Here is a 24,401-nt window from a genome sequence, read left to right as displayed (position 1 = left end):
GGTCCCGGCGCAGGGTTCAGGCGGTCTCGAGGATGCGCTCCGCCGCGCCGGCCCGGGCGGTCGCTTCGGCGGCCTTGACCGCCTCGATGTCGCGGTAGCGGGCGGCCGGATGCGGGGCGGCGAGGCGCGGACCGTCGCCGAACAGCTTCTCGCGCAGCGTGCCCGGGCGGTAGGCGGTCGGGTAGGCGCCGCGGCGCTGCAATTCGGGCACCACGTAGCCGACCACGTCCTCGAAGCTGCCCGGGGTCACCGCATAGGCGATGTTGAAGCCGTCGACGTCGGTCTCCTCGACCCATTCCTGCAGGATGTCGGCGATCCGCCCCGGCGCGCCGACGAACACCGGGCCGAGCCCGCCGATGCCGCCGAAGGTCGCGAGTTCGTCGATGGTCCAGGACTTATCGCCGCCGGCGAGGTGCTCGACCACCGAGACGATCGCGTTGGTCTCGACCTTCCTGACGAGGTCGGTCGGGGCGTACTGGCCGAAGTCGATGCCGCTCCAGCCGGACATGAACACCAGTGCGCCGTCGTAGGAGACGTGGGCCTTGTAGTCCTCGAACTTGGCGAGCGCCTTGGCCTCGGTCTCGTCGGTGATCACGGTGACGAGGGTGTAGATGTAGAGCTTGCGCGGGTCGCGTCCGGCGCGGGCGGCCCGCTCGCGGATGTCCTTCACGTAGGCCTTCAGGACGCTCTTGGTCGGCGCGGCGACGAAGACGCACTCGGCGTGGGCGGCGGCGAAGTCCTTGCCGGCCCCGGAGGCGCCCGCCTGGTAGAGCACCGGGGTGCGCTGCGGCGACGGTTCGCAGAGATGATAGCCCGGCACGTCGAAGAACCGTCCCTTGTGCCCGATCTCGTGGACCTTCTCCGGATGGGTGAAGATGCGCTTGTCGCGGTCGCGCACGACCGCGCCGTCCTCCCAACTGCCCTCGAGCAGCTTGTAGAGCACCTCGACGTATTCGGCGGCGACCTCGTAGCGGTTGTCGTGGCGCCTGAGGCCGCCCTCGCCGATGTTCTTCGCCCCGCTCTCGAGGTAGCTGGTCACGATGTTCCAGCCGACGCGCCCCTTGGTGTGGTGGTCGGCGGTCGAGAGACGGCGGGCGAAGGTGTAGGGATGCTCGAAGCTGGTCGAGGCGGTGATGCCGATGCCGAGATGCTCGGTGGCGAGCGCGATCGGGGCGGCGAGCTGCAGCGGGTCGTTGACCGGGATCTGCGCCGCCTGCTGGATCGCGTGGTAGTTCGAGCCCTTGTAGACGTCGTAGTAGCCGACGACGTCGGCGATGAAGACGCCGTCGAAGACGCCGCGTTCGAGGGTGCGGGCGAGGTCCTGCCAGTAGTCGAGGTCCTTGTAAGTCCACGATCGGTCGGACGGGTGCGTCCACAGGCCCGGCGACTGGTGGCCGACGCAGTTCATGTCGAAGGCGTTGAAGCGGATCTGGCGTGTCATGGTCCGATGTCCGGTTGGATGGAGGGGGCGGGACGGCGCCGACGCGGCCGGACGGCCGGTTCGCCGCCGCCGAGGTAGCTCGCGGCAACGTCGTCGCGGCCGGCGAGGTCGGCGGCAGGGCCTTCGGCGACGACGCGGCCGTTTTCGAGCAGATGGGCGTGGTCGGCGTAGCGCAGGGCGAGATGGGCGTTCTGCTCGGCGAGCAGGAAGCTGACGCCGGCTTCGCGGTTCAGCTGCCGGACGATCTCGAAGATCTCCTCGACGATGATCGGCGCGAGACCCATAGACGGCTCGTCGAGCAGCACCAGCTTCGGCCGCGTCATCAGCGCCCGACCGATCGCGACCATCTGCTGCTCGCCGCCGGAGGTGTAGCCGGCCTTGGCGGCACGGCGGACCTTCAGGCGCGGAAACCAGGCGTAGATGCGCTCGAGATCCTCGGCGATCTCCGCACTGGCGGCACCGCGGACGTAGGCGCCGGAGACGAGGTTCTGCTCGACGGTGAGCTGCGGGAAGACGTGGCGGCCTTCCAGCACCTGCACCAACCCCTCGGCGACCAGCCGTGACGGGTCGGCGTCGACGATGTCGGTGCCCCGCCAGCGGATCCGCCCGGCGGTGACGCGGCCGCGCTCGGAGCGGATCAGCCCCGAGATCGCCTTCAGCGTCGTGCTCTTGCCGGCGCCGTTGGCCCCGAGCAGGGCCGAGATCCCGCCGGCACGGACCGTGAGCCCGACACCGCGCAGGGCGAGGACGACACCGCCGTAGACCGCCTCGACGGCCTCGACGGCGAGAATGGGTTCGGCATCGGCCGACATGGCGAGGATACTCCCGCGAGCGTGGTCCGGGGCGGCCGGCGCGGCCGCCCCGCTGTCGATGTCCGGTTCAGTTGGCGGCGCTGTCGGAGCTGCGCGGGGTGATGCCCTTCTCCTTGGCGTAGGCCGCGGCGCGCTCGTAGATCAGCGGCAGCAGGAGGTCGCGGTCGGACTTGACCCAGCCGTTCGAGACGATGTCCCAGCCCTCGCCGTTCCACTGGATGACCTTGCCGGCGCCGCCGCCCTCGTGGTCCTTGATCGAGAGTTCGAGCGGTTGGACGAGCCCCTCGGCACCGATCTCCTTCAGGCGGGCGTCGTCGAGCTTCAGGTGCTCGAGGCCCCACTGGCCTTCCTCGCCGGTGATCGGACGGTTGCCGAACTTGCCCTGCGCGGTGCGGATCGCCTCGACGGCGATGATCGCCTCGATGACGCCGGAGTTGTAGTAGACCGACCCGAAGCTCTTCGGGTCCTTCAGGTCCGACAGGCCCTTGTCGAGGATCTCGGCCTTGATCTTCTTCAGGATCTCGAAGTCGGCGCCGGCCGGGAACGGCGTGATCGCCTTGTAGCCCTTGCCGACCGCGCCGGCCGGCCGCACGTCCTCCTCGGACCCGGACCAGATGCCGCCGATGACGTGGTCGACCGGGAAGCCCGTCTTGGCGGCGGTCTTGATGGCGACCGGCGTCATCACGCCCCAGCCGCGCAGGAAGACGTAGTCCGGCTTCAGCTGGCGGATCTTGGCCCACTGCGCCGACTGTTCGTTGCCCGGGTGCGGCACCGGGATCTGGATGTCCTCGAAGCCGTATTTCTCGGCGAGGAAGGCGAGCGGGGTCTGGGTCTCCTTGCCGTAGGGGCTGTCGTGGTAGACCGTCGCGATCTTGAGGCCCTTCAGCTTGTCCTTGCCGCCCTCGATCTCGGCGATGTAGTTCACCACCGACGAGGCTTCCGACCAGAAGCTGAACAGCACCGTGAAGGAATACGGGAAGACGCGGCCATCGATCGCCTCGGTGCGGCCGTAGCCGGTGGTCACCAGCGGGATCTTGTCGGCGACCGACTTCTCGGTCAGCGCCTTTGAGATCGGGTCGCCGTGCGGCAGGAACAGCGGCACCGGCGAGCCGTCGCGGCCGGCCTTGACGCGCTCGTAGCACTCGACGCCCTTCTCGACCTCCCACTCGGTCTCGCACTCGTCCCAGAACAGCTTGACGCCGTTGATGCCGCCTTCGACCTCGTTGATGTAGCGGAAGTAGTCGATCGTGCCCGCCCAGACCGGGATGCCGGACGAGGCGTAGGCGCCGACGCGGAAGGTGGCGAGCGGGAAATACTGCTGCTTCGCCTCCTCGGCGTGCGTGGCCGGAGCGGCCGCGACCGTGGCCGCAAGGGCGAGGACGGCGGCGGCGAGGACGGATCGGAACGATCGATTCGGACGTGTCGGCATGGGTGTACCCCCCAAAGCAGCGCGTGGGTTCGGATCAGGGGCCGGCGCGGTCCCGAGGGACGCGTCCGGCGGCGGTTTCCGGTCGCTCGTCAGGGCCGGAGCGGCCAAGTGGCGAGGCGGCGGCGGAACTTGGCGAAGAGCGCGGCGAGCCCCGCCGGCTCCTTGATCAAGAGGACGACGATCAGCGCGCCGAACAGGATCTTCTGGAGATTCTCCAGTTGACCTGCGTCGACCGCGCCGGCGAAGAAGGTCGTGGCGACGTTGCTGATCAGGATCGGCAGCAGGATCACGAAGGCGGAGCCGACGAAGGCGCCGGCGATCGAGCCCATGCCACCGATGATGACGATGAAGAGCACGGTGAAGGAGCGGTCGAGGTCGAAGGAGCGGCTGTCGACCGTGCCGAGATAGGCGAAGGCCCAGAGCGCCCCGGCGACGCCGATCACGAAGGACGACACCGCGAAGGCCGTCAGCTTGGTGCGGGCGATCGGCACGCCGGCGACCGCGGCGGCGGTGTCCATGTCGCGGACCGCCATGAAGGCGAGCCCGGCCTGCGAGCGGACGAGGTTGATCGAGAGCCACGTCAGCACCGCCACCGCGGCGAGCGTCACGAAGTAGCGGCCCTGCGGCGTCGAGAGGTCGAGCCCGGCGAATTCCAGCCGAGGCGCCGAGATCGAGCCCGACGTGGTGTAGTTGGAGAACCAGCCGTACTGGTTGAACGCCCAGGGCAACAGGAACTGCGCCGCCAGCGTCGAGGCGGTGAGGTAGAAGCCCTTGATCCGAAGGCTCGGCAGCCCGAACAGCACGCCCGCCGCCGCCGCGAACAGGCCGCCGCCGACCAGCGCGAACGGCAGCGGCAGACCCGGCAGGCGGAGCAGGAGGTTGTAGGTCGCGTAGGCGCCGACCGCCATGAAGGCGCCGGTGCCGAGCGAGGCCTGGCCGGCATAGCCGGTTAGGAGATTGAGGCCGAGACCGGCGAGCGCCATGATCAGGAACGGGATCAGGATCGCGTTGAACCAGTAGTCGTCGACGGCGAGGCCGGCGAGGACCGCGACGGCGAGCAGGCCGAGGCCGGTGACGAGACCGGTCGAGGTGCGGTGCAGCGGCAGCAGCACGGGTGCGGGCACGGAAACGGCGGCGGCGAGGCTCGACATCGGGATCACACGCGTTCGATGGCACGTTCGCCGAACAGGCCGGCGGGGCGGACGAGGAGGAAGCCGAGCGCGACGACGTAGGCGAACCAGGTCGAGACCGAGCCGCCGAGGAGGTCGCCGACGTAGATCTCGGCAAGGCTCTCGGTCGCGCCGATCAGGAGCCCGCCGACGATCGCCCCGGCGATCGAGGTGAAGCCGCCGACGACCAGCACCGGCAGGGCCTTGAGCACCACCAGCGTCAGCGAGAACTGCACGCCCTGGCGCGCACCCCAGAGCAGGCCCGCGACGAGCGCGACCACGCCGGCGACACCCCAGACGATCCGCCACAGCCGCTGCAGGCGGATGCCGATCGACTGGGCCGCGAGCGGGTCGTCGGCGATGGCGCGCAGCGAGATGCCGGTGCGGGTGAAGTTGAAGAACAGCGACAGGCCGACGACCAGCGTGCCCGCGGTCGCCGCGGCGACGAGGTCGAACCGGCTGACCAGCACCGGACCGAATTCGATCGGCAGGTCGTCGACGCCGAGGTCGAGTTCGTGGACGCTGGCGCCCATCAGGATCTGGGCGAGGCCCTCGATCACGAAGGAGAGGCCGAGCGTCGCCATGAACAGCGTCAGGTCGGATTGGGCGACGAGGGCGCGCAGGACGAAGCGCTCGATCGCGACGGCACCGGCCACCACCACCGCCAGCGTGACGAGGAGGGCCGGCACGAAGCCCCATTCGGCCTCCCGCAGCGTGACGAAGGTCAGCGCCGCGAAGAGCACCATCGAGCCCTGCGCGAAATTGAAGACGCCGGACGCCTTGTAGATCAGCACGAAGCCGATCGCGACGAGCGAGTACATCACGCCGGCGAGCAGTCCGCCGACCAGGGTTTCGATGAAGAAGGCCATGTTCGCCTCAGTGCCGGGTGCCGAGATAGGCGGCGACGACGTCGGGGTTCTCGCGCACGTCCTCGGGCCGGCCGTCGCCGACCTTGCGGCCGTAGTCGAGCACGACCACGTGGTCGGACAGCCCCATCACGACGCCGATGTCGTGCTCGATCAGCACGACCGTGGTGCCGAGCTCGGCGTTGACGTCGACGATCAGGCGCGCGATCTCCGCCTTCTCGTCGTGGTTCATCCCCGCCATCGGCTCGTCGAGCAGCAGGAGGCGCGGCTCGGACACCAGCGCGCGGGCGAGTTCGACGCGCTTCTGCACGCCGTAGGGCAGTTGCCCGACCAGGGCGTCGCGGTGGCCCTGCAGGTCGACGAAGGCGATCGCGGTCTCGGCGAGGTCGCGGAACGCCGCGGCCTCGCGCCGCGCCCGGCCGGTGCGGAAGACATGGTCGAACAGGCCGGCGCGCGCGGTGCGGGAGAGGCCGGCGAGAACGTTGTCGAGCACGGTCAGGCGCTTGAACAAGGCGTTGTTCTGGAAGGTGCGCCCGATGCCGCGCCGTGCCGCCTCGATCGGGGTCGGGCGATCGAACCGCTCGCCGGCGAAGACGATCTCGCCGGCGTCGGCCCGGTAGACGCCGTTCAGCACGTTGAGCAGCGAGCTCTTGCCGGCCCCGTTGGGGCCGATCAGCGAGCAGATCTCGCCCTCGGCGACGTCGAAGGAGAGCGCGGTCAGCGCCTTGATGCCCTTGAAGGACAGCGAGACGTCGCGCACGGAGAGCAGCGGGCCGGTCACAGCGGATAGCCCGGCGCCAGGGTGAAGTCGGAGAACGGCCGCTCCGCCTCGCGCTCCGGCGGCGTGCGCGGCACGAAGTCGGCGACGTCGACGCCGAGCGCACCGAAGAGCGAAAGCGTGGCCGGTGCCGGCGCGCCGGCGACGAGTTCGATCTCGCCGAGCGAGGCGAGGCCGAGCCGAGTGCGCACCAGAGCGCGCAGCCCGACTGCGAGCGGCGAACGGCCGCCGACGAGCACCGGGCGGAGCAGACGGGCACCGAGCCCCGCGTCGGGCAGCCGGTTCGCGATCGCCGCGGCCGCGCGGTCCAGCGCGTCGGCGGTGGCGATCCAGCGCGTCGGCGCCGCGGCCGTGCGGTCGCGGAGCGCCGATCCGACCCGCTCCGGCAGCGCTAGCACCGGGGCACCGCCGATCCAGGCCTCGAGGACGCGCTCGAGGACCGGGCCGGAGACGACAGTCTCCTCGAGCCACGTGGATCCGCCGGGTGCCGCGCGCGATCCGCCGCGCAACCCGTCGGCCCAGCCGCGGGCCGGCGCCAGACGGCGCAGCGCCTCGACGACGACGATCCGCTCGTCGGGCGAGCGCCGTTCCGGCGTGGCGTGGTCGAACACGATCGGGACCGCCAGCGCCGGGCGATCGTCGGCGAGCCAGGTCTCGAGCGCGTCGCGGCCCTGGACGATCGCGGCGGCGAGGGCGCCGTCGGTCGGCAGGGCGCCGAGGTCGACCACGGTCGGCGCCACCGGCACCGCGACCAGCCGCGCACCGGCGGCTCGCGCCGCCGCGGCGACCAGCAGCAGATCGGCCGACACCTCGCCGCCGACGGCCACGGTGCGCCCGGCGCCGACGCCGAGCGCCGCCAGTCCGGCCGACAGCCGGTCGATCTCGGCCACCACGTCCCGCCAGCGCCGGAGCACCCGGCGTCCGAAGTGGTCGTGGATCAGCGCCGGTCGATCGGCATTCGGCGACGCCGTCGCGATGAGCCTCTCGACGAAACCGGCCCCTGCCCCGTCACGTTCATATTTCGTCATCACCATCCATCCCGTCGTTCCGCCGTCCGTTCGGAGGCGGGAAGCGAGGCGGCCTGCCGATCCGGGACCGGCGGCGGCGGCGATCGCTCCGAAGTGCCGCCATTGAAGCGGGGAGCGGCGCGCGGTGACAGCGATGGAATTCTATAATTTTTGTAGACTAAGGAGATCCGATCCGGTTCGGGCCGCCGCGACGCCCTCTACGCACCTTCCCTCATCCCCGCGGCGTCTACGGCGAGCGCCGGGAAACGGACGGTGCCCGGACCGATCACGTCACGCCAGCCCCGCCACGATCCGGCCCAACTCGTCCGCGAGCGGTCCCGGCAGCGCGGTCGCGAACACGGCCGCGAGGCTGCGGTAGTACCAGAGGCTCCCCTCGTGGCCGCCGGTGAACCGCTCCCACACGGCGTCGCCGACGATGCCGCGGTCGAAGGCGATGGCACGGGCGTTGTGGGTCTTGTCGGCGAGGCTGACCAGCAGCGAGGCCGCCGGCTTGCCCGGGAGCGCGGCGAGATAGGCGACCTTGCGGGTCTTCCAGTCGGGCTTGGGCTCGACCCACGAATCGGTGCAGTCGGCGACGATCCGCGCGACCGCGGGTCCGAACAGCGCCTCGATTTCGCGCAGGCGGGGTTCGCCGCCCTGGTCCTCGGCCGCGTCGTGCAGCAGCGCCCCGACGGCCTGATCCTCGTCGCCACCGTTCTCGATCACGATCGCGGCGACGGCGAGGAGGTGGGAGACGTAGGGCACGTCCGAGCCCTTGCGCGTCTGTCTGCGGTGGAGCGCGCTCGCATAGGCGAGCGCGCGGTCGAAGCGCTCGGTCAAGAGAGTTCGGGTGGCTTCGGGAGCGTCCAAGGCAACCTCCAAGCGGCCGTGCGCCGCGCGGCGTGGCCGGTGGCGTCGGTGTTCGACGGGATCGGTGATTGGGAAGGCGACGGGCCGCGATCGACGGGTCTTAGAGATGCTACCAGACGCGGTGCGGTCCGGGAACACCCGCCCGCGCCCTCACCGCTCGCGGCAATCGCCCGCCTGGGTCATGGCAGCGCCGCGCACCGCGCGCCACCGCCGACGGCAAGGCGAACGACCGCCCGTGCCGCCCGGTCGACGAGGGCCGAACCGCGGCGACGACCCTCGGCGAGGGGCTGAAACGGTTTGCGATTTCAAGGGCTTGAGTGGCGCCGGGGCGGCGTCGAACAAGCACGCCAAGAAACTGGAATACAACACCAACTACGAAGTCGATTTCAGCAGTCCCCCCAAACATACCCCCACTCCGGGGCGATGCCGTGTGGGCGACTTGGGGCGCGCGCACATTCTCCCGCATGTGCGAGTCACCCTATGGTGCGACAGCCTGTCGCGTCGGAGCCGACTCTAGGCCTACCATGCCCGAAATCGACCGGATCGGCTATCTCGTTCGTCGCCGCTTCCCGATCATGCCGAGAGTGGCTCCAGTGGGACACGGGAACGATCGCAACTGCTGTGACCCCCGCATTTCGGTCCATCTGACGCTAGGTTCGTCCGATCGAGAGGACCGGACCATGACGCGATCGAGGGTCAAGGAAGAGCGGATCATCGGCGTGTTGCGCGAGCAGGAGGCGGGCGGCAAGACGGCGGAGGTCTGCCACCGCCACGGCATCGGCACTGCGACGTTCTACGCCTGGAAGGCGAAGTTCGGCGGCATGGAGGTCTCCGAGGCGAAGCGGCTGAAGGCGCTCGAGGACGAGAACGCCAAGCTGAAGCGCCTCCTGGCCGACGCCATTCTCGACGCCTCTGTCCTGAAAGACCTGCTGGCAGAAAAATGGTGACGCCCGCCACCGTTCGGGAAGCCGTCGCCCATGTCTAGCGCGAGCACGACATCGTCAGCGACAATGGAACGGAGTTCACCTCGAATGCCATCCTGGTCTGGGCGAAGCAGGTCGGCGTCGAGTGGCATTGCATCGCTCCCGGACGGCCGATGCAGAACGGCATCCGCGAAGCGTTCAACGGCCGTATGCGGAACGAACTCCTCGACGAGACCCTGTTCCGAGATCTCCACCATGCCCGTTCGGCAGTCGCCCGTCGGATCGTCGACGACAACGATCACCGCCCGCATTCCGCCCTCGGCCACCCGTCGCCGAGGCCGTTCGCTTCGACCTCTACCCCGACGGACGATCGGCTGCGCAACCCCGACCAGCTCAGCCGATCGACCGTCGCTCACCCGGCGCACCGGCGTCGAAGTCACCCGCGGACTCTGGTGTCAGCTGGATGAGAGACCGGGCTCGCGGCAGTGGCAACGTCTGCGTCGGGCTGGACGATAGCGTGTTCGTCGGCGGCGGCGAACTGGCACAATCCAATGCCGGTCGGGTGCGGAAGGCGGCGCGCATTCTCGAGCGGCTTGGGATCGCCATCGCCCCTCCGGCCGAGGCGCGCGAAATGCTCAGGCTCAAGGTGGCCGACGCAGCGGGGTTCTGGCGCGAGACGATCGCCCTGGGCTCACGCGTTGCCGCCCTCGACCTGCCGAATGAAGCGGCCGACGGCAAGGCCGCGCGCCAGCCCGATCGCATAGGGATACCGCACCGCCCGGCTGCCCCAGCCACCGGTCGGCCAGTCCGCCAGCATGCGCCGCATGCGCGGCAGGTCGAGTGCTTCGCTCGCCAGCGGGCTGTGCGCGAGCCGTTCGATCTCGCGCGCGATCTCGTCGCGCGCGGCGCCCATCGCGACATGCCAATCCGCCGCCTGCAACGCACGGCGCGGTTCGTTGAGCACGGCGGGCGGCAGCACGCCGCTCATCGCGCGCCGAATCAGCGCACGCTGCTCGCCGTCGCGCAGGAATTGCTCCTGGGGAATGGCGAGGCAATATTCGACGAGCCGGCGGTCCGCGGTGGGATCGAGCAATTCGATGCCGAACCGGCGCTTGGCCGCACGCCCGAACATCGCCAAGTCGAATGTCTGGAGCATCAAGACGCGCAGATCGGTATCGCCGCGGTCGAGATTGTTCACATCGCCGGCGAGATCCCGCGCCTCTTCGACAACGTGCAGCCGCGCCGCGAATTCCGGCCGGATCAGCGACATCTCGCGCAGCGCCAGCTCCGGCCTACCCATCAGCGCCCGTAGCCGCGCGCGCACCGGGGTCGGAAGCTGCGCGATCAGATAGCGATTGATCAGGCTCGGCCAGTTCGCGCCGCGAGCCGCCAACGCACGAAGCTGGCGGAACGCTTCACCCCAGCGCCGCTGGCGACATAGATCGACCAACCAGCCATTGCCATCGTAGCTGATCGTCACATTGCCCGCCTGGCCGATCAACAGCACGCCCAAGCCGCGCCGGCGCGCCTCGTCGCTGATCGCATCGGCCCAGATGTGATTGATCGGCGCCCATACCGGCTCATCCACGGCGAAGTTGGCGCGATCGACCGCATCGAACAGCGGGCTCGCCAGTGTGGACACGCAGACATGATCGATATTGGGAAACGCCGCGGCCGTCAGCGCGGCGAGCGGCCCTTCGTCGACCAGCCGCCCGGGATAATCCGCCGGATCGATCTCGCTCCCCGGCGTGGCGGTGAAGGCGGTAAGGCGCAGACCTCGCGCGTGCAACTGGCGCGCCGCGGACGCGGTCACGCTTGCGCTGTCGAGCCCGGCGCTCAAATGCCCGCCCACCGCCGCGTGCCCGGCGATGCGATCGCGCACCGCCGTATCGAGCATCGAGCGCAACCCGTCGGCATAATCCGCGTCGCGCGCAAAGCGGATCGGGGCGAGCGTTTCCGGCCGCCAGTGCCGCCTTTGCAGCAGGCCCCCGGTCCCGCTCTGTATCCCGCCGCCGCTCCCGCCCGCCACGCGCATGGCATGGCCCTGCATCACGCGCGCGATGCCGCGGTAGAAGCCGGCGCCCGGCTTCTGCGGCACTGCCGCAAGCGAGCGTGCCACCCATTCCGCGTCGATGGTCTTCGGGATCGCCGGCTGCGCGAACAATCCGCGCGGCTCGGTGGCGAAGAACAGGCCGTCGCGATCGTGCCAGTAGAACAGGGGCCGCGCCCCGATCGCGTCGCGCGCCAGCAGCAGCGACCGTGCCGAAGCGTCCCAGATCGCGCAGGCGAAATCGCCGATCAGCCGGTCGGGAAAATCCTCGCCCCAGCGCGCATAGGCCGAAAGCACGATGTCGCAGTCATTGGCCGAAGGCGAGACGCCATCCTCGCGCAGCAGGCTCAGCAACTCGCCGCGATTGTCCAGCCGGCCGTCGAGCGCCGCGAGGATCGAGCGCCCGTCGGCGATCCGCGCCGAAACCAGGCCGTGGTCGCACTGCCCGAAGACAGCGGCACCGACGCGATGCGTGCGCGCGCGCGACCGCGTCGACCCCGCGCCCAGCGTCATCGCCGCCAGCGAACGCTCGATGTCCGGCGGAGCGCGCCAATCGCCGTCGAGCAGGCAGGATCCGGCAATCGCCATCATCGGTCTCCTGGAATGGAAGCGACTGCGCGTGCCCCGGGATCTTCCGCGATCGCGCCGCCCGCCGATGCTTTTCGGAGGGTGTCGAAGGTCAGCAGGACGCCCGTCGAATCGAGGATCGCCGGCAACGGCTGCAAGCCGCGATCGAGATAGAAGCGCCGCGTCTCGGCCGACAGCACCGGGACCCACAGCGCGGGCGCGCCGCAGTGCCCCGCGAGCGACGCCGCGCGAAGCACCGCCTGGCGCAGCAGCGCCGATCCGAACCCCCGGCGCTGCGCCGAACGATCCACCGCGAGCCGTTGGAGCTGGATGAGCGGAATGGTATCGGCTTTGGCCTCGGTTCCCGCACCCGCCTCCGCCCCGGCGCGTCGAACGAAGCTGATACGCTGGGTGAAATAGGCGACGACGCGCCGCTCGTGCAGCACGACGAAGGTGCCGCGCACGCGTTCGTCCCGCCGGGAATCGTCGTGCCGCGTGGCCGGCTTCGCCGCGTCGCGCCGCAGCGCTTCGTCGAGCAACGCAACGCCGCAAGAGAAATCGCGAACCTCGGCGTCGGCCGTCCACGGCTCGGCGACCGGTGCCTCGCCATGCGACGCCAGAAAGGCGCGCAGCCTTGCGTTGTCCCGCGCCGGCGCGGCTAGCAAGGCCGTGAACACCGCCCATTGCACGGCATTCAGCTGATAGTCGGGCTTGCTTTCCGCGCTCGCCCCCGTGCCCGATGCCGGCGGCTCGGCGCCCGCGAGCAACGACGCCGGCGAAATCGTCATGTCGCGAGCGTCGCGCTGCGCTGGATCACACCTTCGCCGCGCAACTGCTCGAGCAGCGCGAGCACCTGCGCTTCGCAGGTCGCGCGGTCGACGTCATAGCGCGCGACCAGCGCCGAACAGATGCTGCTCACGCTGCCGGGCTCGGCGAGCGCCGTCCAGATCCGCGTCGCGATCGCGTCGAGCGCGTAGCACTCACCCGTGTCGGGATGCAGCACGATGATCTCGCCGTCGAGTTCGGTCTCGATGACGAAGGGTGCGCGGCGCACGATGTCGGTTGTGGAAAGTGCTGCCCTGTCAGACACGCGTTACTCCTCTTGAACGGTCGGTCACGGCGCCGTCGAAACCGGTTCGGCGCCGGTCCGCGGCAGCGCCGCGTGACGCAGCAACCGATCGGCTTCGCGCTCGAACACATCGAAGCCCCATTCGCGCGGCGCGACATAGACCTCCGCCCCCTTGGCCAGCGCGATGCTCTGCCGCAAATGCCGCGTCCGCAGCCCCATAGGCCCGATGAACGGGCTGCGATAGGTCTGCGCGGCGATCGCCTCGATCGCGCTCGCGCCGCGTAGCCGGACGAACTCCGCCGCTTCCGCCTCCTGCTTTCCCAGGATATAGAGCCGCCGCAAGGGGAACGGCGCGGAGCCGATGTCGCGCGAAAACGGCACGTGAAATTTGTCCCAGCGCGCGCCGACGCGTTCGAGCCGATCGCCGTCATGACCGAACGCGCTCGCCGCATCCGCCCATAGTTTGAGGCTCGGCGGGCCGGGCCAGGCGAGCGGCCGGCCGTCCGCGTCGAAGCTGAGCACGCAGATGTCGTCGCACAGCAGTTGCTGGCCGCTGCGCTGGAAATAGGCGGCAAGCGTGGATTTGCCCGCGCCGCTGGTCCCGGCGAACGCGACCGCCTCGCCGTCCATCACGATCGCATTGGCGTGCAGCGGCATCAGACCGCGCTGATGACAAAGAAGCCCGAATGCCGAGCCGAGCAGGTAGAGGCGGACGTCGCGCATCGCCGCACCCGGCGCCGGCGTCACCACGATCTCGTTGCCGTTGGCGACGTGATATTGCGCGACGTCGGGAACGGAGAAGATCACGCCGAAATCGGAAACTTCGAAGCGCGGGGCCGCGCCCCCTTCGCCGCCGATCCGCGGCGCGGCCTCCCCGAGCCTCACGACGGCGCGCGACAGCCGGCCGTCAGGCTCCGCCGCATCCTGAATTTCCGGCAATGCGATTTGCGAGCGAATGTTCAGGCCGAAGCAGGCGTAGACATGATCTTCCATGTTGCCAGCCGCTCCGCCGATCCCTTCGGGCGATTCAAGGCAGGTTCGAGCCCGAGAACATCAGTCCCATGCCGCGGCGGGCGGCAGCGCTCCGCGTGACGATCGCGAGCCGACCCCGAAATCGAGAACCTGCCAAACGAGGCTCAGGAGGATTTCCCAAACCCATCGCCCCCGATCCCCGGATTGAACTCGGCGTCCGCGAGGCTGAGCCGGCGGAACGACGGGACATTCCATTCGAGCAGCGTTTCGGAGCGCTCCGCGCTCGCGAGAGCGTCGTTGGAAATTCCATTATCCGGAGTGGCCATGTTTATATCCGGAGTGGCCATGTTGACCTCGCTCGGACTGAAGCTACGATTTTTAGCCAAATCGCTAGCCGGAAGGCGTCTGGACTGTCAAGGCGAACATGCCGCGCTGCGGCGAACGCTCGAAGCGACGAGATTTCGATACGCGTTAGGCGGGGACGCGATCTTCCATGTCCCCACCCGCTCCGCCGCCCCCTTTCGGACAATTCAACGGAGGTTCGAGCCGGAAATTATCAACCCTTGCCGAAGCGTAAGGTTGCGTCGCGCATGTCGCTCTGAAGCCGATCCCGAAATCGAAAACTATCGAGACGAGGCTCAGGATGGCCTTCACAAATATGCCGCTCCCGACCCGCTGCCGTGAGCCCCGTATTTCGGTCCATCTGACGTTGGAGTCCGTCCGATCGAGAGGACCGGACCATGAAGCGATCGAGGTTCTCGGAAGAGCGGATCATCGGCGTGTTGCGTGAGCAGGAGGCGGGCGGCAAGACGGCAGGGATCTGCCGCCGCCACGGCATCGGCACGGCGACGTTCCACGCCTGGACGGCCAAGTTCGGCGGCATGGAGGTCTCCGAGGCGAAGCGGCTGAAGGCGCTCGAGGACGAGAACGCCAAGCTGAAGCGCCTCCTGGCCGACGCCATTCTCGACGCCTCTGTCCTGAAAGACCTGCTGGCAGAAAAATGGTGACGCCCGCCACCGTGCACGACGCCCAGAGAAAAGATCATAGATCGGACTTCTTGACTGCCATTTTACACAAAACCGAAGTGTTTCATTTCTTTGTGACATCGACCGATGTGATTTCGCCGGTTCGTAAGACCATACTCATTTCCGCTTCCAATACGAAAGGACGATGGTCGTTCGAGCTTTCCTTGAAGATCGGATCGTTGGCGTTCGGCCTTTTTGGGCTCTAGGCGCTTGGCCGCAAGACCGCTGAGTGCACGGCACGGACTTAGACCATGACGGAACCGGCACTCACGGATATTGTAGAATCGACTGTTAGCCCGTCCAAATGAGCAGCCCACCACTGCATCATAGGGACACGCTCGTCCCAATGCCCCCCACGCGCATAGGCGCGTCGAACGTCATTGCCTTCGACATGGGCGAGCTGCCGTTCGATCGCGTCGGCGTGCCAAAGCCCGCTTTCGTTGAGGAGTGACGAGGCGGTCGCGCGGAAGCCGTGCGCGGTGACGTCGTCGGGGGTGTAGCCGAGCCTGCGCAGGGCGGCGTTCAGAGTGTTCTCGGAGATAGGACGGGTGACGCTGCGCACACACGGGAAGAGCAAGCGCCTGGATCCGGTGACAGCCTTCAAAGATCGCAGGATGGAGACGGCCTGCGCCGGAAGCGGCCCGCGATTGGCGCGCCGCATCTTGGTGCGGCTCGCGGGGATAGTCCAAACGGCCGCGTCGAGATCGAACTCGCTCCATTCCGCCGCCCTGAGCGCGCCGGGGCGCGGGAAGAGGATAGGCAGCAGCCGCAAAGCGGCCGACGTGGTCGGCTGACCGTCGAAAGCGTCGAGGCTGCGCAGGAAGGCGCCGAGCCGCGTCGGATCGGTGATGGAGGCGCGGTGACGGACCGTCGGGGTCGGCAGCGCCCCTTTGAGGGCGAAAGTCGGCTCGTTCTCGGTGCGGGTCGTGGCCACGGCATAGCGGAAGATGGTGCCGACGGCCGAGCGAAGACGGCGCGCCGTCTCATGAGTGCCCCCGCTTCGACCGACCGGAGCACGCGCAACGCGTCCGCCGGGAGTATGGATCGGATCGGCCGGTCGCCGATCTCCGGAAAGGCGAACGCGGGAAGCCATTCGGTCTTCGCGAGGGTGGCGGGCGCCCTCCCCTCGCGCCGCAGCTTGGCGACCTGCTCCTCGGCGATGTTCCGCAAGGTATCGGCGGCGAGGCGTTGGGCCTCGCGCTTCTCTTACTGCCGACGTCCGACGGATCGACACCATCCGCAAGCAGGACCTTCGCTTCGTCCCGCCGCTCGCGCGCCTTCGCCAAGGTGACGGCCGGATAGGCGCCGAGCGCGAGAAGCCGCTCGCGCCGGTCGAACCGGTACTTCAATCGCCAGAGACGCGACCCGCCGGGGTTCACGAGCAGGAACGGCCCGCCGCCATCGAAGAGCTTGAAGGGGGCTTCGGCGGGCTTGGCGTTGCGGATCCCGGCGTCGGACAGCGCCATGGGGGCATCGCCTCGGTGGGGGTACGGAGAGCGGGGGTATTTGCCGCTACCCCCGAATCATACCCCCAACGCCCTCGGATGCACTCGCACCGACCTGGACGCGGTCGGACGGGAAAACCGCCAAAACCCGGCGAAAACCTGGGTGACTTGGAAGTTTCTGGACTTGATTGGATGCTTGAGTGGTGCCCGGGGGCGGAATCGAACCACCGACACTGCGATTTTCAGTCGCATGCTCTACCAACTGAGCTACCCGGGCGCCGTGCGTTCCGTGGGGTGTTGGTGGTCCCCACCGGCGAAGCACGGGCCTTATAGAAGGCGGCGCGGACGCTGTCCAGAGGCTTCGGCGAGAAAAATCGGCGGCGGGGGAAAAGGGCGCGACGGGCGCGAATTGCGCTGTCAGATCAGCATCTTGCAATGCTGCGGTAGCCGCGGCGGCGCGTTCGTCGGCAAAGGGTGGCACCGCGACCGTCGCGCGGGTTGACGCGCCCGGTGGCGGGGCGCGACGTGCCGTCGTACCTCTCACGCAATGTCCCGACTCGTCGGAACTTTGCGAGGTTTCGGCCTATCGGCCTGCGCCCGGTCGGGTTCGTCCCGCCCACGACGCTCCGACCACGGGTCGGAACGTCGCGAACTCGGTATCAGTCGGAACCGCCGTCGCCGGCGTCGCCGTCGTCGTCGGATTCGACGGCCGGGATGGCGTAGCCGCCGGCGAGCCAGCGGTGGAGGTCGACGTCCTTGCAGCGGCGCGAGCAGAACGGCGCGAAAGCCGCTTCGGACGGCTTGCCGCAGACCGGGCAGCGCGCCCGCCGGGCCGGGACCGCGGTCACGGCGCGGTGCCGCCGGTCCAGCCGGCGCGGACGGGATAGCCGGCGCCCTCGAGCAGGCCGAGCGTCTCGGCGAGCGGCAGGCCGACGACCGACTGGTAGGAGCCGACGAGGTTGACCACGAAGCCGCCGGCGAAGCCCTGGATGGCGTAGCCGCCGGCCTTGCCCTGCCATTCGCCGGTGGCGAGATAGGCGTCCATCTCGGATCGCGACAGCCGCTTGAAGCGGACGCGGGTGTCGACGAGGCGCTCGCGGACGCCGCGCGGGCCGGCGAGGCAGACCGCGGTGAAGACGCGGTGGGCCCGGCCGGAGAGCAGCGCGAGGCAGTCCTCGGCTTCCTCGAAGGTCTCGGCCTTGGGCAGGATGCGACGGCCGACCGCGACCACGGTGTCGGCGGCGAGCACCAGCGCGTCGGCGACGCCCTCACCGGCGAGGCGGCTCAGGGCGACCTCGGCCTTGGTGCGGGCGAGGCGGCGCGCCAGCGTGCGCGGCAGCTCGCGGCGGCCCGGCGTCTCGTCGACGTCGGCGGGCATCAGCCGGTCGGGCGCGATGCCGACCTGGGCCAGCAGCGCAAGGCGGCGCGGGCTGCCGGAGGCGAGCACCAGGACCGGACGGTCGGCCATGTTCAACCCTCTGACCGGAAACGCCGCGGCATCACTTGAAGCGATAGGTGATGCGGCCCTTGGTGAGGTCGTAGGGGGTCATCTCGACGAGGACCTTGTCGCCCGCGAGGACGCGGATGCGGTTCTTGCGCATGCGGCCGGCCGTGTGCGCAATGATCTCGTGGTCGTTCTCGAGCTTCACCCGGAAAGTGGCGTTCGGCAGCAGTTCGGTCACGATGCCCGGAAACTCCAGGACTTCTTCCTTGGTCATGCGGTGTGGGATCCGATCGGAAATAGGATGGCGGGATAACTAGCGGATCGCGCGCCGGAAAGAAACAGCCGCCTGCAAGGAAAAGCGGCGTTCCGGGCAACGGTCCGGCAGGGAGGGGACGGAGCGATGCGGTTGACGGTCACTTCGATGCAACTCGTCCGCCCGCCGGTGCCGCCGCGCCGGCCCCTGCCCTGCGCGGAATGGACGGTGGTCGAGGCGAGGATCGCGCCCGCGGCCTTCCTCGCGATCTACCGCACGGTCGGCGACACGGTGCAATGGGACGACCGCGCGCGCATGACGCCCGCCGCGCTCGCCGCCCACCTCGCCGCGCCGACGACCCGCGTGTTCCTGCTCGAGGGAGCGGACGGCCCGGCCGGGCTCTGCGAGTTCGAGGCCTGCGACGGCGCGGGCGCGGTGCTGGCGAATTTCGGCGTCGTGCCGGCCCTGCGCGGCCGCGGCGTCGGACGGTACCTGCTCCACCGGGCGCTGGAAGCGGTCCTGCGGCCGGGCGGCACCATCCGGCTCGACACCGACACCAACGACGACCCGCGGGCGATCGGCGTCTACCGCGACGCCGGCTTCGAGGTCGTCGCCGTCGGACCGAAGGACTTCCCGGACTGATCCCCGCCTCGCGCCGGGCCTCACGCCCGGCCGATCATCGGCCGCCAGTCGAGCCGCTGCTTGATGCGCCGCTCGAGGCCGTCGCGGACGGCGCGGTAGGCGTCGAGGATCTGGTCGCGCGAGCCGGTCGTCAGCGTCGGATCCGCCGTCGGCCAGTATTCGGCGTCGAGGGAATAGTAGCGGGTCAGCTCGAGCGCCTTGTGGTGGGCCTCCGGCGCGAGGCTGACGACGAGGTCGAAGGAGGTGTCCTCGAGATCCTCGAAGGTGTGCGGCTTGTGGCGGCGGATGTCGAGGCCGATCTCCTCCATCACGGCGACGGCGAAGGGATCCGGCTCGCCCCGGCGCACCCCGGCCGAGGCGACGTAGACCGTGCCCGGGAAGAGGTGCCGGGCGATCGCCGCGGCCATCGGCGAGCGTACGGCGTTGAAGGAGCAGGCGAACAGGACCGCGCCGGGCCGCTTCGCCTCGCTCACGGCGCTCACCCCTTCCAATGGAGGACGCTGAGCAGCGTGAACAGGCGGCGCGCGGTGTCGACGTCCACCGACACCTTGCCGTCGAGCCGCTCGATCAGCAGGCGCGCGCCCTCGTTGTGCAGGCCGCGGCGGCCCATGTCGATCGCCTCGATCTGGCTCGGACTGGCGGTGCGGATCGCCTGGTAGTAGCTGTCGCAGATCATGAAATAGTCCTTCACGACCCGCCGGAACGGCGTCAGCGACAGGACGTGGGTGACGACCGGCCCGCCGTCGGGCGTCGTCACCTCGAGCACCAGCTTGCGGTCGACGATCGAGAGGCGCAGGCGGAATTCGCGCTCGTCGCGGCCGGCGGGCTCGAAGGTGTTCTCCTCGATCAGGTCGTAGATCGCGACGCGGCGCTCGTGCTCCACCTCGCTCGACGAACGGCCGATCGAGGCCTCGTCGAGATCGACCGCGACCAGCCTGCCGCGGTTGCGCCTTGCCGTGAGATCCACCACGCCTGCCTCCGTCCGCGCCACCCGCCCTGCTTAGCACGGGCCGCCGCACCGGGCGAAGTGCGCCGAAGGTCGCCGCGGCAGGGCGCGGCCGGGCTCCGTCAGCCGGCCGCCGCGGCGTCGAGGCGGCGTTCGCCCATCCGGAACCACGCCCGCACGATCAGACCGCCCGACACCTCGTAGAGGCAGACCACCTCGACCTCGCCGCGTCCGTCGGGAAAGTTGCGGGTGACGGTCTCGTGGTCGACCACGAGATTTCCGACCACCACGCGCGACAGCAGCCGGCCGTGGAGGTCGGGTTCGCGAAACCGCTCGACGTGGCGCGCCCTGATCGCCGCGGCGCCCTCGGCGAGCGGCGTGTCGGGAAAGGCGAAGCAGCGGGCGTCGTCGGCCCACCAGCGCATGAAATCGTCGATGTCGCGCCGATTGTAGGCGTCGAGCTGCCGCCGGACCGGCTCCGCCACGTCGTCCGCTCGTCCGTTCACGCCCGTCCCTCCCCTTCTCCCGCCTCGGCCGGATCGATCCGGTGCCCGGCCGCCGCGAGGAGGCCGCACGCCGCGGCGAAGTCCGCCGCCTTCACGAGCAGGTGGTCGCCGTCGAAGGTCGACGCCACGAACACGCCGAGCCCGTGGGCAGAGACCGGCCCGACCACCGACGCGACGATGCCGGCTTCCCCGAAGGCGAACGGCCCAGCGAGGGCGAGGCAGCGCCAGTCGAGGTCGCGGCGCACGTCCGCGGGGATGCGGTCCTGCAGGCAGACCACGGAGAGCTCGTCGGCCGTCCGCGTCAGACTGACGAAGCCGGGGCCGTCGCCCCAGGCCGGCAGCGGCGCGCCGGGCGCGAGGCGGGCGATGCCGTAGCGCCCCGCGAGCGGGACGAGGCGAACCGTGACGGCCATGGCGTCGTCTCCCGCGAGGTGCGGGCTCACTCCGCCGGGTTCATCCGGATCGCCACGGAGCGCGCGTGGGCGCCGAGCCCCTCGGCTTCCGCGAGGGTGATCGCGGCCGGACCGAGGGCGCGCAACGCGTCGGGCCCGACCTTCAGCAGCGAAGTGCGCTTCATAAAGTCGAGCACCCCGAGGCCCGATGAGAAGCGCGCCGAGCGCGCGGTCGGCAGCACGTGGTTGGAACCGCCGACGTAGTCGCCGATCACTTCCGGCGTGTTGCGGCCGATGAAGATCGCCCCGGCGTTGCGCACCTTCGCCACCATCGGCTCGGGGTCGGCGACGGCGATCTCGAGATGCTCGGCGGCGATGCGGTCGGCGAGCGGGATCGCGGACGAAAGGTCGCGCACGAGCACGATCGCGCCGTAGTCGCGCCAGGAGGCGGCGGCGGTCTCGCCGCGCGGCAGCGTGCGCAGCTGGCGCTCGACGGCGGCTTCCACCGCGTCGGCGAGGCCGGCGTCGTCGGTGACGAGGATCGACTGCGCCGCGGTGTCGTGCTCGGCCTGGGCCAGGAGGTCGGCGGCGATCCAGTCGGGGTCGTTGTCCCGATCGGCGATCACCAGCACCTCGGACGGGCCGGCGATCATGTCGATGCCGACGGTGCCGAACACGCGCCGCTTGGCGGCGGCGACGTAGGCGTTGCCGGGGCCGACGATCTTGGCGACGGGCCGGATGCTCTCGGTGCCGTAAGCGAGCGCGGCGACGGCCTGGGCGCCGCCGATGCGCCAGACCTCGTCGACGCCGGCGAGCCGCGCGGCGGCGAGCACCAGCGGGTTGAGCCGCCCGTCGGGGGTCGGCACCACCATCACCAGCCGGTCGACGCCGGCGACCTTGGCCGGCACCGCGTTCATCAGCACCGACGAGGGATAGCTCGCCGTGCCGCCGGGCACGTAGAGGCCGACCGCCTCGATCGCGGTCCAGCGGTGGCCGAGTTCGACGCCGAGGGCGTCGGCGTAGCGCTCGTCGGCCGGGCGCTGGCGGGCGTGGTGGCTCTCGATCCGGTCGCGGGCGAGCTTCAGCGCGTCGAGGGTCCGCGCGTCGACGGCGGCGAGCGCCGCGTCGATCTCGCCCTCGGTCACGCGCAGGCCAGCCGCGCGCGAATCGAAACGGTCGAGCTTGGCGGTCCAGTCGTGGAGGGCGTCGTCGCCGCGGGCGCGGACGTCGGTGATGATCGCGGCGACCGCCTGGTCGACGTCGTCGGAGACTTCGCGCTTGGTGGTGAGAAAGGCCGCGAAACGGGCTTCGAAATCGCCCTCGCGGTCGTCGAGCCGGATCGCCACGGGTCGCGTTCCCTGATTGCCTTGGACCGACGGCGTTCTAGCCCCCGCCGCGCCCGCCGTCCATGGCCGCCGCGGTCGCGCGGAGGCGCGCCGTCCCGGGCGACCTGGCCGGAATGCCCGTCACACCTCGTGCAGCGGCCGGTTCTCGGTCGCCCAGGCCGCGCCGAGGTCGGCGAGGCCGGCCTCGATGCACTCGACCGAGAGCCGCAGCGAGGCGCCGCCGGAGAAGTCGAGGTAGACGTGGCCGGCCGGGGCCTCGCCGGCCTCGAAGCGCACGGTCAGGAGGTTCAGCACCGCGTCCGGGGCGTCGCGGCGGATCCGGCTCGCCTGCACCGCCTCGACGCGGGAGAAGTGCAGCGCCGCCCGGCGGCGCTCGAAGCCGCGGCCCTTGCGGTCGGCCGCCTCCCAGACGAAGCGGTTGAGCTGGACCACGAGGCGCTTCTCGCGCGGCCGCCACTCGATGTCGCCGACCTTGAGGACGGCGTCCTGGACGTGGGCGGCGACGACGGCGAGATCCTCGGTGTCGAGGGCGGCGAGCTTGAGCATGGACATTGCGGCACGACGCTCCTTGGCTGCGGGCTGCCGCCGAGATAGGTCGCCGGCGCGGCCGACGCAACCGCGACCGCGGCCTCGGCGGCGACGATCAGGCCGCCGACGCGTCCGGCTTCGGCAGGTCGACCTGATAGACGATCATCCCGGTCGCCGGCTTGTAGCTGTCGTAGAGCCGGCGCGCGGTCGCGTTGGTCTCGTAGGTGTGCCAGTAGACCCGGTCCCAGCCGGCGGCACGGCCGAGGGCGAGCAGGTCGTCGATCAGCGCCCGGCCGGCACCGCTGCCGCGCACGGCCTCGTCGACGAACAGGTCCTCGAGGTAGCAGAGCGGCGCCGACGCCCAGGTGCCCTCGTGCAGGACGTGGGTGGCGAAGCCGACGACGCGCTCGCCGTCCACCGCCACCCGGCAGCCGATCGGCGCCGCCGGGTCGAGGAAGCGCGCGAAGGTGTGCGCCGTCACCGCCTCGGGCACGGTCGCGGCGTAGAACACCAGATAGCCGTTCCAGAGCCGGCGCCACGCCGCCTCGTCGGATGGTTCGATCCAGCGGACGACCACGGCCATGACACCCCCCTGCCCCGTTGCGCGCGGGACGGCCGACACGGCCGCCCCGCAACGGCAGATGCCTCGTTTCAGCGGTGATCCGCAAGGGTTTCGCCGATCAGGGCACCAGCCGGAACACCGTGCCGAGTCCGGTCGGGCCGCCGGCGAAGGTCGTGCCGTAGAGGGCACCGTCGGCGCCCTTGACCGGCGTGCACCACGGCGCCACGCCGTCCGGCGCGGTTCCGAACACGTGCAGGACGCTCTCGCGCCACGTCGCGCCCGCCGGCGTCAGCTTGAACGCGGTCCTGGACGTGACCCCGTAGAGGTTTCCCTTGGCGTCGCGCAGGAGGCCGGCCTGCGGCCCCGCGCCGTCGTCGCCGCCCTTGAAGCGGTAGATCACGGTCTCCTTCCACGCCGCCGCCGCGCTCGCCCCGGGGGCGAGGGCGAACACGACGCCGTAGCCCGGACCGGCGCCGATGCCGCCGCCGCTCGCCGCCGTGCCGTAGAGGACGCCCCCGGGGCCGACCAGGAGCTCGCCCTCCGGCTGGTGGCCGTCGTCGCCGGCGCCGAAACCGTAGAGCAGCGTTTTGGTCCACTTGCCCGTCGCCGACGCCGGGCGGCGCAGCCGGTAGACCGTGCCCTGCCCGGCCGCGCCACCGCCGAGCGTGGTGCCGTAGAGATTGCCGGCCGCATCCAGCGACACGCCGCCGAGCGGCACCGATCCGTCGGAACCGCCGGCGAAGGTCGCCAGCAGCCGCTCGGTCCACTTCGGGCGCGACGGCGTCGGCGGCGACAGCGCGAACACGGTGCCCCTGGCGCCGACGCCGCCGTTGTAGGTGGTGCCGTAGAACGTGCCGTCCTTGCCGCGGACGAGGCCGGCGAAGGGATTGGCGCCGTCGCGGTCGCCCTTGAACCGGTAGAGCACGGTGAGCGCCCAGGTGCCGCCGGCCTTCGCCGGAGGCGCGAGGCGGAAGACGTTGCCGAGACCGGAGGCGCCGCCGGTCGTGGTACCGTAGAGCGCACCGCTCGCCGCGTCGAACCACAGGCGTCCCTGCGGCCGCTCGCCGTCGGCGGCGTCACCGGTGAAGCTGTGGATCACGCGCTCGCTCCACGCGCCGCCGGCCTTGGCGGGCGGCCGCAGCTCGTAGACCGCGCCCTTGCCGCCCGCCCCCCCGAAGGGTGAGACGCCGTAGAGCGCGCCGCCGCGGCCGGCGACAACACCGGACTCGGGAAAATACGTATCCGCACCACCCTTGAAGCCGTAGATGACGGATGTGGTGGACGCTTCGGCGCAACCTGCCGACGCCAGAAGAACAAGCAGCGTTCTGAAGAACGGAAAGGACAAGGCCATGACGCCTC

The 24,401-nt window shown here is 70.2% G+C and carries 26 protein-coding genes, 1 tRNA gene and 5 pseudogenes; 4 read left to right on the top strand and 28 right to left on the bottom strand.

The genetic code is table 11. The features are described from left to right. Positions 1–16: 16 nt before the first annotated feature. The 8 genes from EDD54_RS10535 to EDD54_RS10500 all read right to left on the bottom strand — a co-directional run bounded on the left by EDD54_RS10535 (position 17) and on the right by EDD54_RS10500 (position 8,372). A complete protein-coding gene (locus tag EDD54_RS10535) occupies positions 17–1,441 on the bottom strand; it encodes an LLM class flavin-dependent oxidoreductase (RefSeq protein WP_126541127.1) in 1,425 nt (474 codons plus the stop codon). Beyond that, positions 1,438–2,253 (bottom strand): ABC transporter ATP-binding protein, encoded by an 816-nt coding sequence (locus tag EDD54_RS10530; RefSeq protein WP_126541126.1) that lies wholly within the window; start codon positions 2,251–2,253, stop codon positions 1,438–1,440. The genes EDD54_RS10535 and EDD54_RS10530 overlap by 4 nt, the downstream gene beginning before the upstream one ends. A 67-nt stretch (positions 2,254–2,320) precedes the next feature. After that, positions 2,321–3,682 (bottom strand): ABC transporter substrate-binding protein, encoded by a 1,362-nt coding sequence (locus EDD54_RS10525; protein WP_126541125.1) that lies wholly within the window; start codon positions 3,680–3,682, stop codon positions 2,321–2,323. 89 nt (positions 3,683–3,771) lie between these two features. Next, positions 3,772–4,839 (bottom strand): branched-chain amino acid ABC transporter permease, encoded by a 1,068-nt coding sequence (locus EDD54_RS10520; RefSeq protein WP_425374994.1) that lies wholly within the window; start codon positions 4,837–4,839, stop codon positions 3,772–3,774. Continuing rightward, entirely contained in the window at positions 4,839–5,720 is an 882-nt protein-coding gene (locus EDD54_RS10515; RefSeq protein ID WP_126541123.1) for a branched-chain amino acid ABC transporter permease, read from the bottom strand. Before EDD54_RS10515 ends, EDD54_RS10520 begins: the two co-directional genes overlap by 1 nt. A gap of 7 nt (positions 5,721–5,727) precedes the next feature. Then, complete coding sequence (locus EDD54_RS10510; RefSeq protein WP_126541122.1) at positions 5,728–6,498, bottom strand: ABC transporter ATP-binding protein; 771 nt, start codon at positions 6,496–6,498, stop codon at positions 5,728–5,730. Then, positions 6,495–7,523 carry a hypothetical protein gene (locus EDD54_RS10505; protein WP_166653445.1) on the bottom strand — a complete coding sequence of 343 codons (1,029 nt, stop codon included), beginning with the start codon at positions 7,521–7,523 and terminating at the stop codon, positions 6,495–6,497. The genes EDD54_RS10510 and EDD54_RS10505 overlap by 4 nt, the downstream gene beginning before the upstream one ends. Positions 7,524–7,793: 270 nt before the next feature. Next, a complete protein-coding gene (locus EDD54_RS10500) occupies positions 7,794–8,372 on the bottom strand; it encodes an HD domain-containing protein (protein WP_126541120.1) in 579 nt (192 codons plus the stop codon). Positions 8,373–9,052: 680 nt separating this feature from the next. Between EDD54_RS10500 and EDD54_RS10495 the strand changes: the two are divergent. Further along, positions 9,053–9,762, top strand: a pseudogene (locus tag EDD54_RS10495) (integrase core domain-containing protein). Continuing rightward, positions 9,759–9,926: pseudogene (locus EDD54_RS10490) on the top strand (3-keto-5-aminohexanoate cleavage protein); the annotation flags it as partial. The pseudogenes EDD54_RS10495 and EDD54_RS10490, both read left to right, overlap by 4 nt. Before the next feature lie 60 nt (positions 9,927–9,986). On the opposite strand, the gene EDD54_RS10485 reads toward EDD54_RS10490, so the two are convergent. From EDD54_RS10485 to EDD54_RS22935, 5 genes are all read right to left on the bottom strand, one after another. Then, positions 9,987–11,936 carry an asparagine synthetase B family protein gene (locus EDD54_RS10485; RefSeq protein ID WP_126541119.1) on the bottom strand — a complete coding sequence of 650 codons (1,950 nt, stop codon included), beginning with the start codon at positions 11,934–11,936 and terminating at the stop codon, positions 9,987–9,989. After that, positions 11,933–12,700 (bottom strand): GNAT family N-acetyltransferase, encoded by a 768-nt coding sequence (locus EDD54_RS10480; RefSeq protein WP_126541118.1) that lies wholly within the window; start codon positions 12,698–12,700, stop codon positions 11,933–11,935. The genes EDD54_RS10485 and EDD54_RS10480 overlap by 4 nt, the downstream gene beginning before the upstream one ends. Next, the gene (locus EDD54_RS10475; protein WP_126541117.1) at positions 12,697–13,002 is read right to left on the bottom strand and encodes a PqqD family peptide modification chaperone; all 306 of its coding nucleotides are present in this window, start codon (positions 13,000–13,002) and stop codon (positions 12,697–12,699) included. The genes EDD54_RS10480 and EDD54_RS10475 overlap by 4 nt, the downstream gene beginning before the upstream one ends. A 24-nt stretch (positions 13,003–13,026) precedes the next feature. Further along, the gene (locus EDD54_RS10470) at positions 13,027–13,974 is read right to left on the bottom strand and encodes a hypothetical protein (RefSeq protein ID WP_126541116.1); all 948 of its coding nucleotides are present in this window, start codon (positions 13,972–13,974) and stop codon (positions 13,027–13,029) included. A 143-nt stretch (positions 13,975–14,117) separates the two neighbouring features. Beyond that, complete coding sequence (locus EDD54_RS22935) at positions 14,118–14,279, bottom strand: hypothetical protein (RefSeq protein WP_165644406.1); 162 nt, start codon at positions 14,277–14,279, stop codon at positions 14,118–14,120. Between the two features lie 414 nt (positions 14,280–14,693). Between EDD54_RS22935 and EDD54_RS10465 the strand changes: the two are divergent. Continuing rightward, positions 14,694–14,983 (top strand): annotated as a pseudogene (locus EDD54_RS10465) (transposase); the annotation flags it as partial. A 239-nt stretch (positions 14,984–15,222) separates the two neighbouring features. On the opposite strand, the gene EDD54_RS23200 reads toward EDD54_RS10465, so the two are convergent. The 7 genes and pseudogenes from EDD54_RS23200 to infA all read right to left on the bottom strand — a co-directional run bounded on the left by EDD54_RS23200 (position 15,223) and on the right by infA (position 18,141). After that, on the bottom strand, positions 15,223–16,071 hold the full coding sequence (locus EDD54_RS23200) for a tyrosine-type recombinase/integrase (protein ID WP_126541115.1): 849 nt from the start codon (positions 16,069–16,071) through the stop codon (positions 15,223–15,225). Beyond that, a pseudogene (locus EDD54_RS23780) lies at positions 16,035–16,148 on the bottom strand (hypothetical protein); the annotation flags it as partial. The gene EDD54_RS23200 and the pseudogene EDD54_RS23780, both read right to left, overlap by 37 nt. Positions 16,149–16,255: 107 nt before the next feature. Further along, positions 16,256–16,444: pseudogene (locus EDD54_RS23775) on the bottom strand (Arm DNA-binding domain-containing protein); the annotation flags it as partial. 180 nt (positions 16,445–16,624) lie between these two features. Further along, positions 16,625–16,700: transfer RNA gene (locus EDD54_RS10450), tRNA-Phe, on the bottom strand. Between the two features lie 382 nt (positions 16,701–17,082). After that, positions 17,083–17,271, bottom strand: coding sequence for a DNA gyrase inhibitor YacG (gene yacG / locus EDD54_RS10445; protein ID WP_126541113.1), 189 nt, complete (start codon positions 17,269–17,271; stop codon positions 17,083–17,085). Continuing rightward, a complete protein-coding gene (locus EDD54_RS10440; RefSeq protein WP_126541112.1) occupies positions 17,268–17,891 on the bottom strand; it encodes a Maf family nucleotide pyrophosphatase in 624 nt (207 codons plus the stop codon). The genes yacG and EDD54_RS10440 overlap by 4 nt, the downstream gene beginning before the upstream one ends. A gap of 31 nt (positions 17,892–17,922) precedes the next feature. Next, positions 17,923–18,141: a translation initiation factor IF-1 gene (gene infA, locus EDD54_RS10435; RefSeq protein WP_003503453.1), complete on the bottom strand. Its 219-nt coding sequence runs from the start codon at positions 18,139–18,141 to the stop codon at positions 17,923–17,925. Between the two features lie 132 nt (positions 18,142–18,273). Between infA and EDD54_RS10430 the strand changes: the two genes are divergently transcribed. Next, entirely contained in the window at positions 18,274–18,762 is a 489-nt protein-coding gene (locus tag EDD54_RS10430; protein ID WP_165644404.1) for a GNAT family N-acetyltransferase, read from the top strand. A 20-nt stretch (positions 18,763–18,782) separates the two neighbouring features. Here the strand turns inward: EDD54_RS10430 and EDD54_RS10425 are convergent, their stop codons facing one another. From EDD54_RS10425 to EDD54_RS10390, 8 genes are all read right to left on the bottom strand, one after another. Continuing rightward, positions 18,783–19,235, bottom strand: a complete 453-nt coding sequence (locus EDD54_RS10425) for an arsenate-mycothiol transferase ArsC (RefSeq protein WP_425374989.1) — start codon at positions 19,233–19,235, stop codon at positions 18,783–18,785. Between the two features lie 5 nt (positions 19,236–19,240). Next, positions 19,241–19,732 (bottom strand): UPF0262 family protein, encoded by a 492-nt coding sequence (locus EDD54_RS10420; protein WP_126541109.1) that lies wholly within the window; start codon positions 19,730–19,732, stop codon positions 19,241–19,243. Positions 19,733–19,830: 98 nt separating this feature from the next. Further along, entirely contained in the window at positions 19,831–20,214 is a 384-nt protein-coding gene (locus EDD54_RS10415) for a nuclear transport factor 2 family protein (RefSeq protein WP_126541108.1), read from the bottom strand. Further along, a complete protein-coding gene (locus EDD54_RS10410) occupies positions 20,211–20,627 on the bottom strand; it encodes an ACT domain-containing protein (protein WP_126541107.1) in 417 nt (138 codons plus the stop codon). Before EDD54_RS10410 ends, EDD54_RS10415 begins: the two co-directional genes overlap by 4 nt. A 26-nt stretch (positions 20,628–20,653) precedes the next feature. Continuing rightward, positions 20,654–21,952, bottom strand: a complete 1,299-nt coding sequence (hisD, locus tag EDD54_RS10405; protein WP_126541106.1) for a histidinol dehydrogenase — start codon at positions 21,950–21,952, stop codon at positions 20,654–20,656. Between the two features lie 120 nt (positions 21,953–22,072). Beyond that, positions 22,073–22,504: a DUF2948 family protein gene (locus tag EDD54_RS10400; protein WP_126541105.1), complete on the bottom strand. Its 432-nt coding sequence runs from the start codon at positions 22,502–22,504 to the stop codon at positions 22,073–22,075. Between the two features lie 91 nt (positions 22,505–22,595). Then, a complete protein-coding gene (locus EDD54_RS10395; protein ID WP_126541104.1) occupies positions 22,596–23,063 on the bottom strand; it encodes a GNAT family N-acetyltransferase in 468 nt (155 codons plus the stop codon). 97 nt (positions 23,064–23,160) lie between these two features. Further along, complete coding sequence (locus tag EDD54_RS10390) at positions 23,161–24,393, bottom strand: choice-of-anchor tandem repeat GloVer-containing protein (RefSeq protein ID WP_126541103.1); 1,233 nt, start codon at positions 24,391–24,393, stop codon at positions 23,161–23,163. Positions 24,394–24,401: the final 8 nt, after the last annotated feature.

This window comes from Oharaeibacter diazotrophicus, assembly GCF_004362745.1.
Taxonomy (GTDB): Bacteria; Pseudomonadota; Alphaproteobacteria; order Rhizobiales; family Pleomorphomonadaceae; genus Oharaeibacter; species Oharaeibacter diazotrophicus.
Note: the sequence above shows the minus strand (reverse complement) of the source record. Positions and strands in the feature narration are given on the sequence as shown.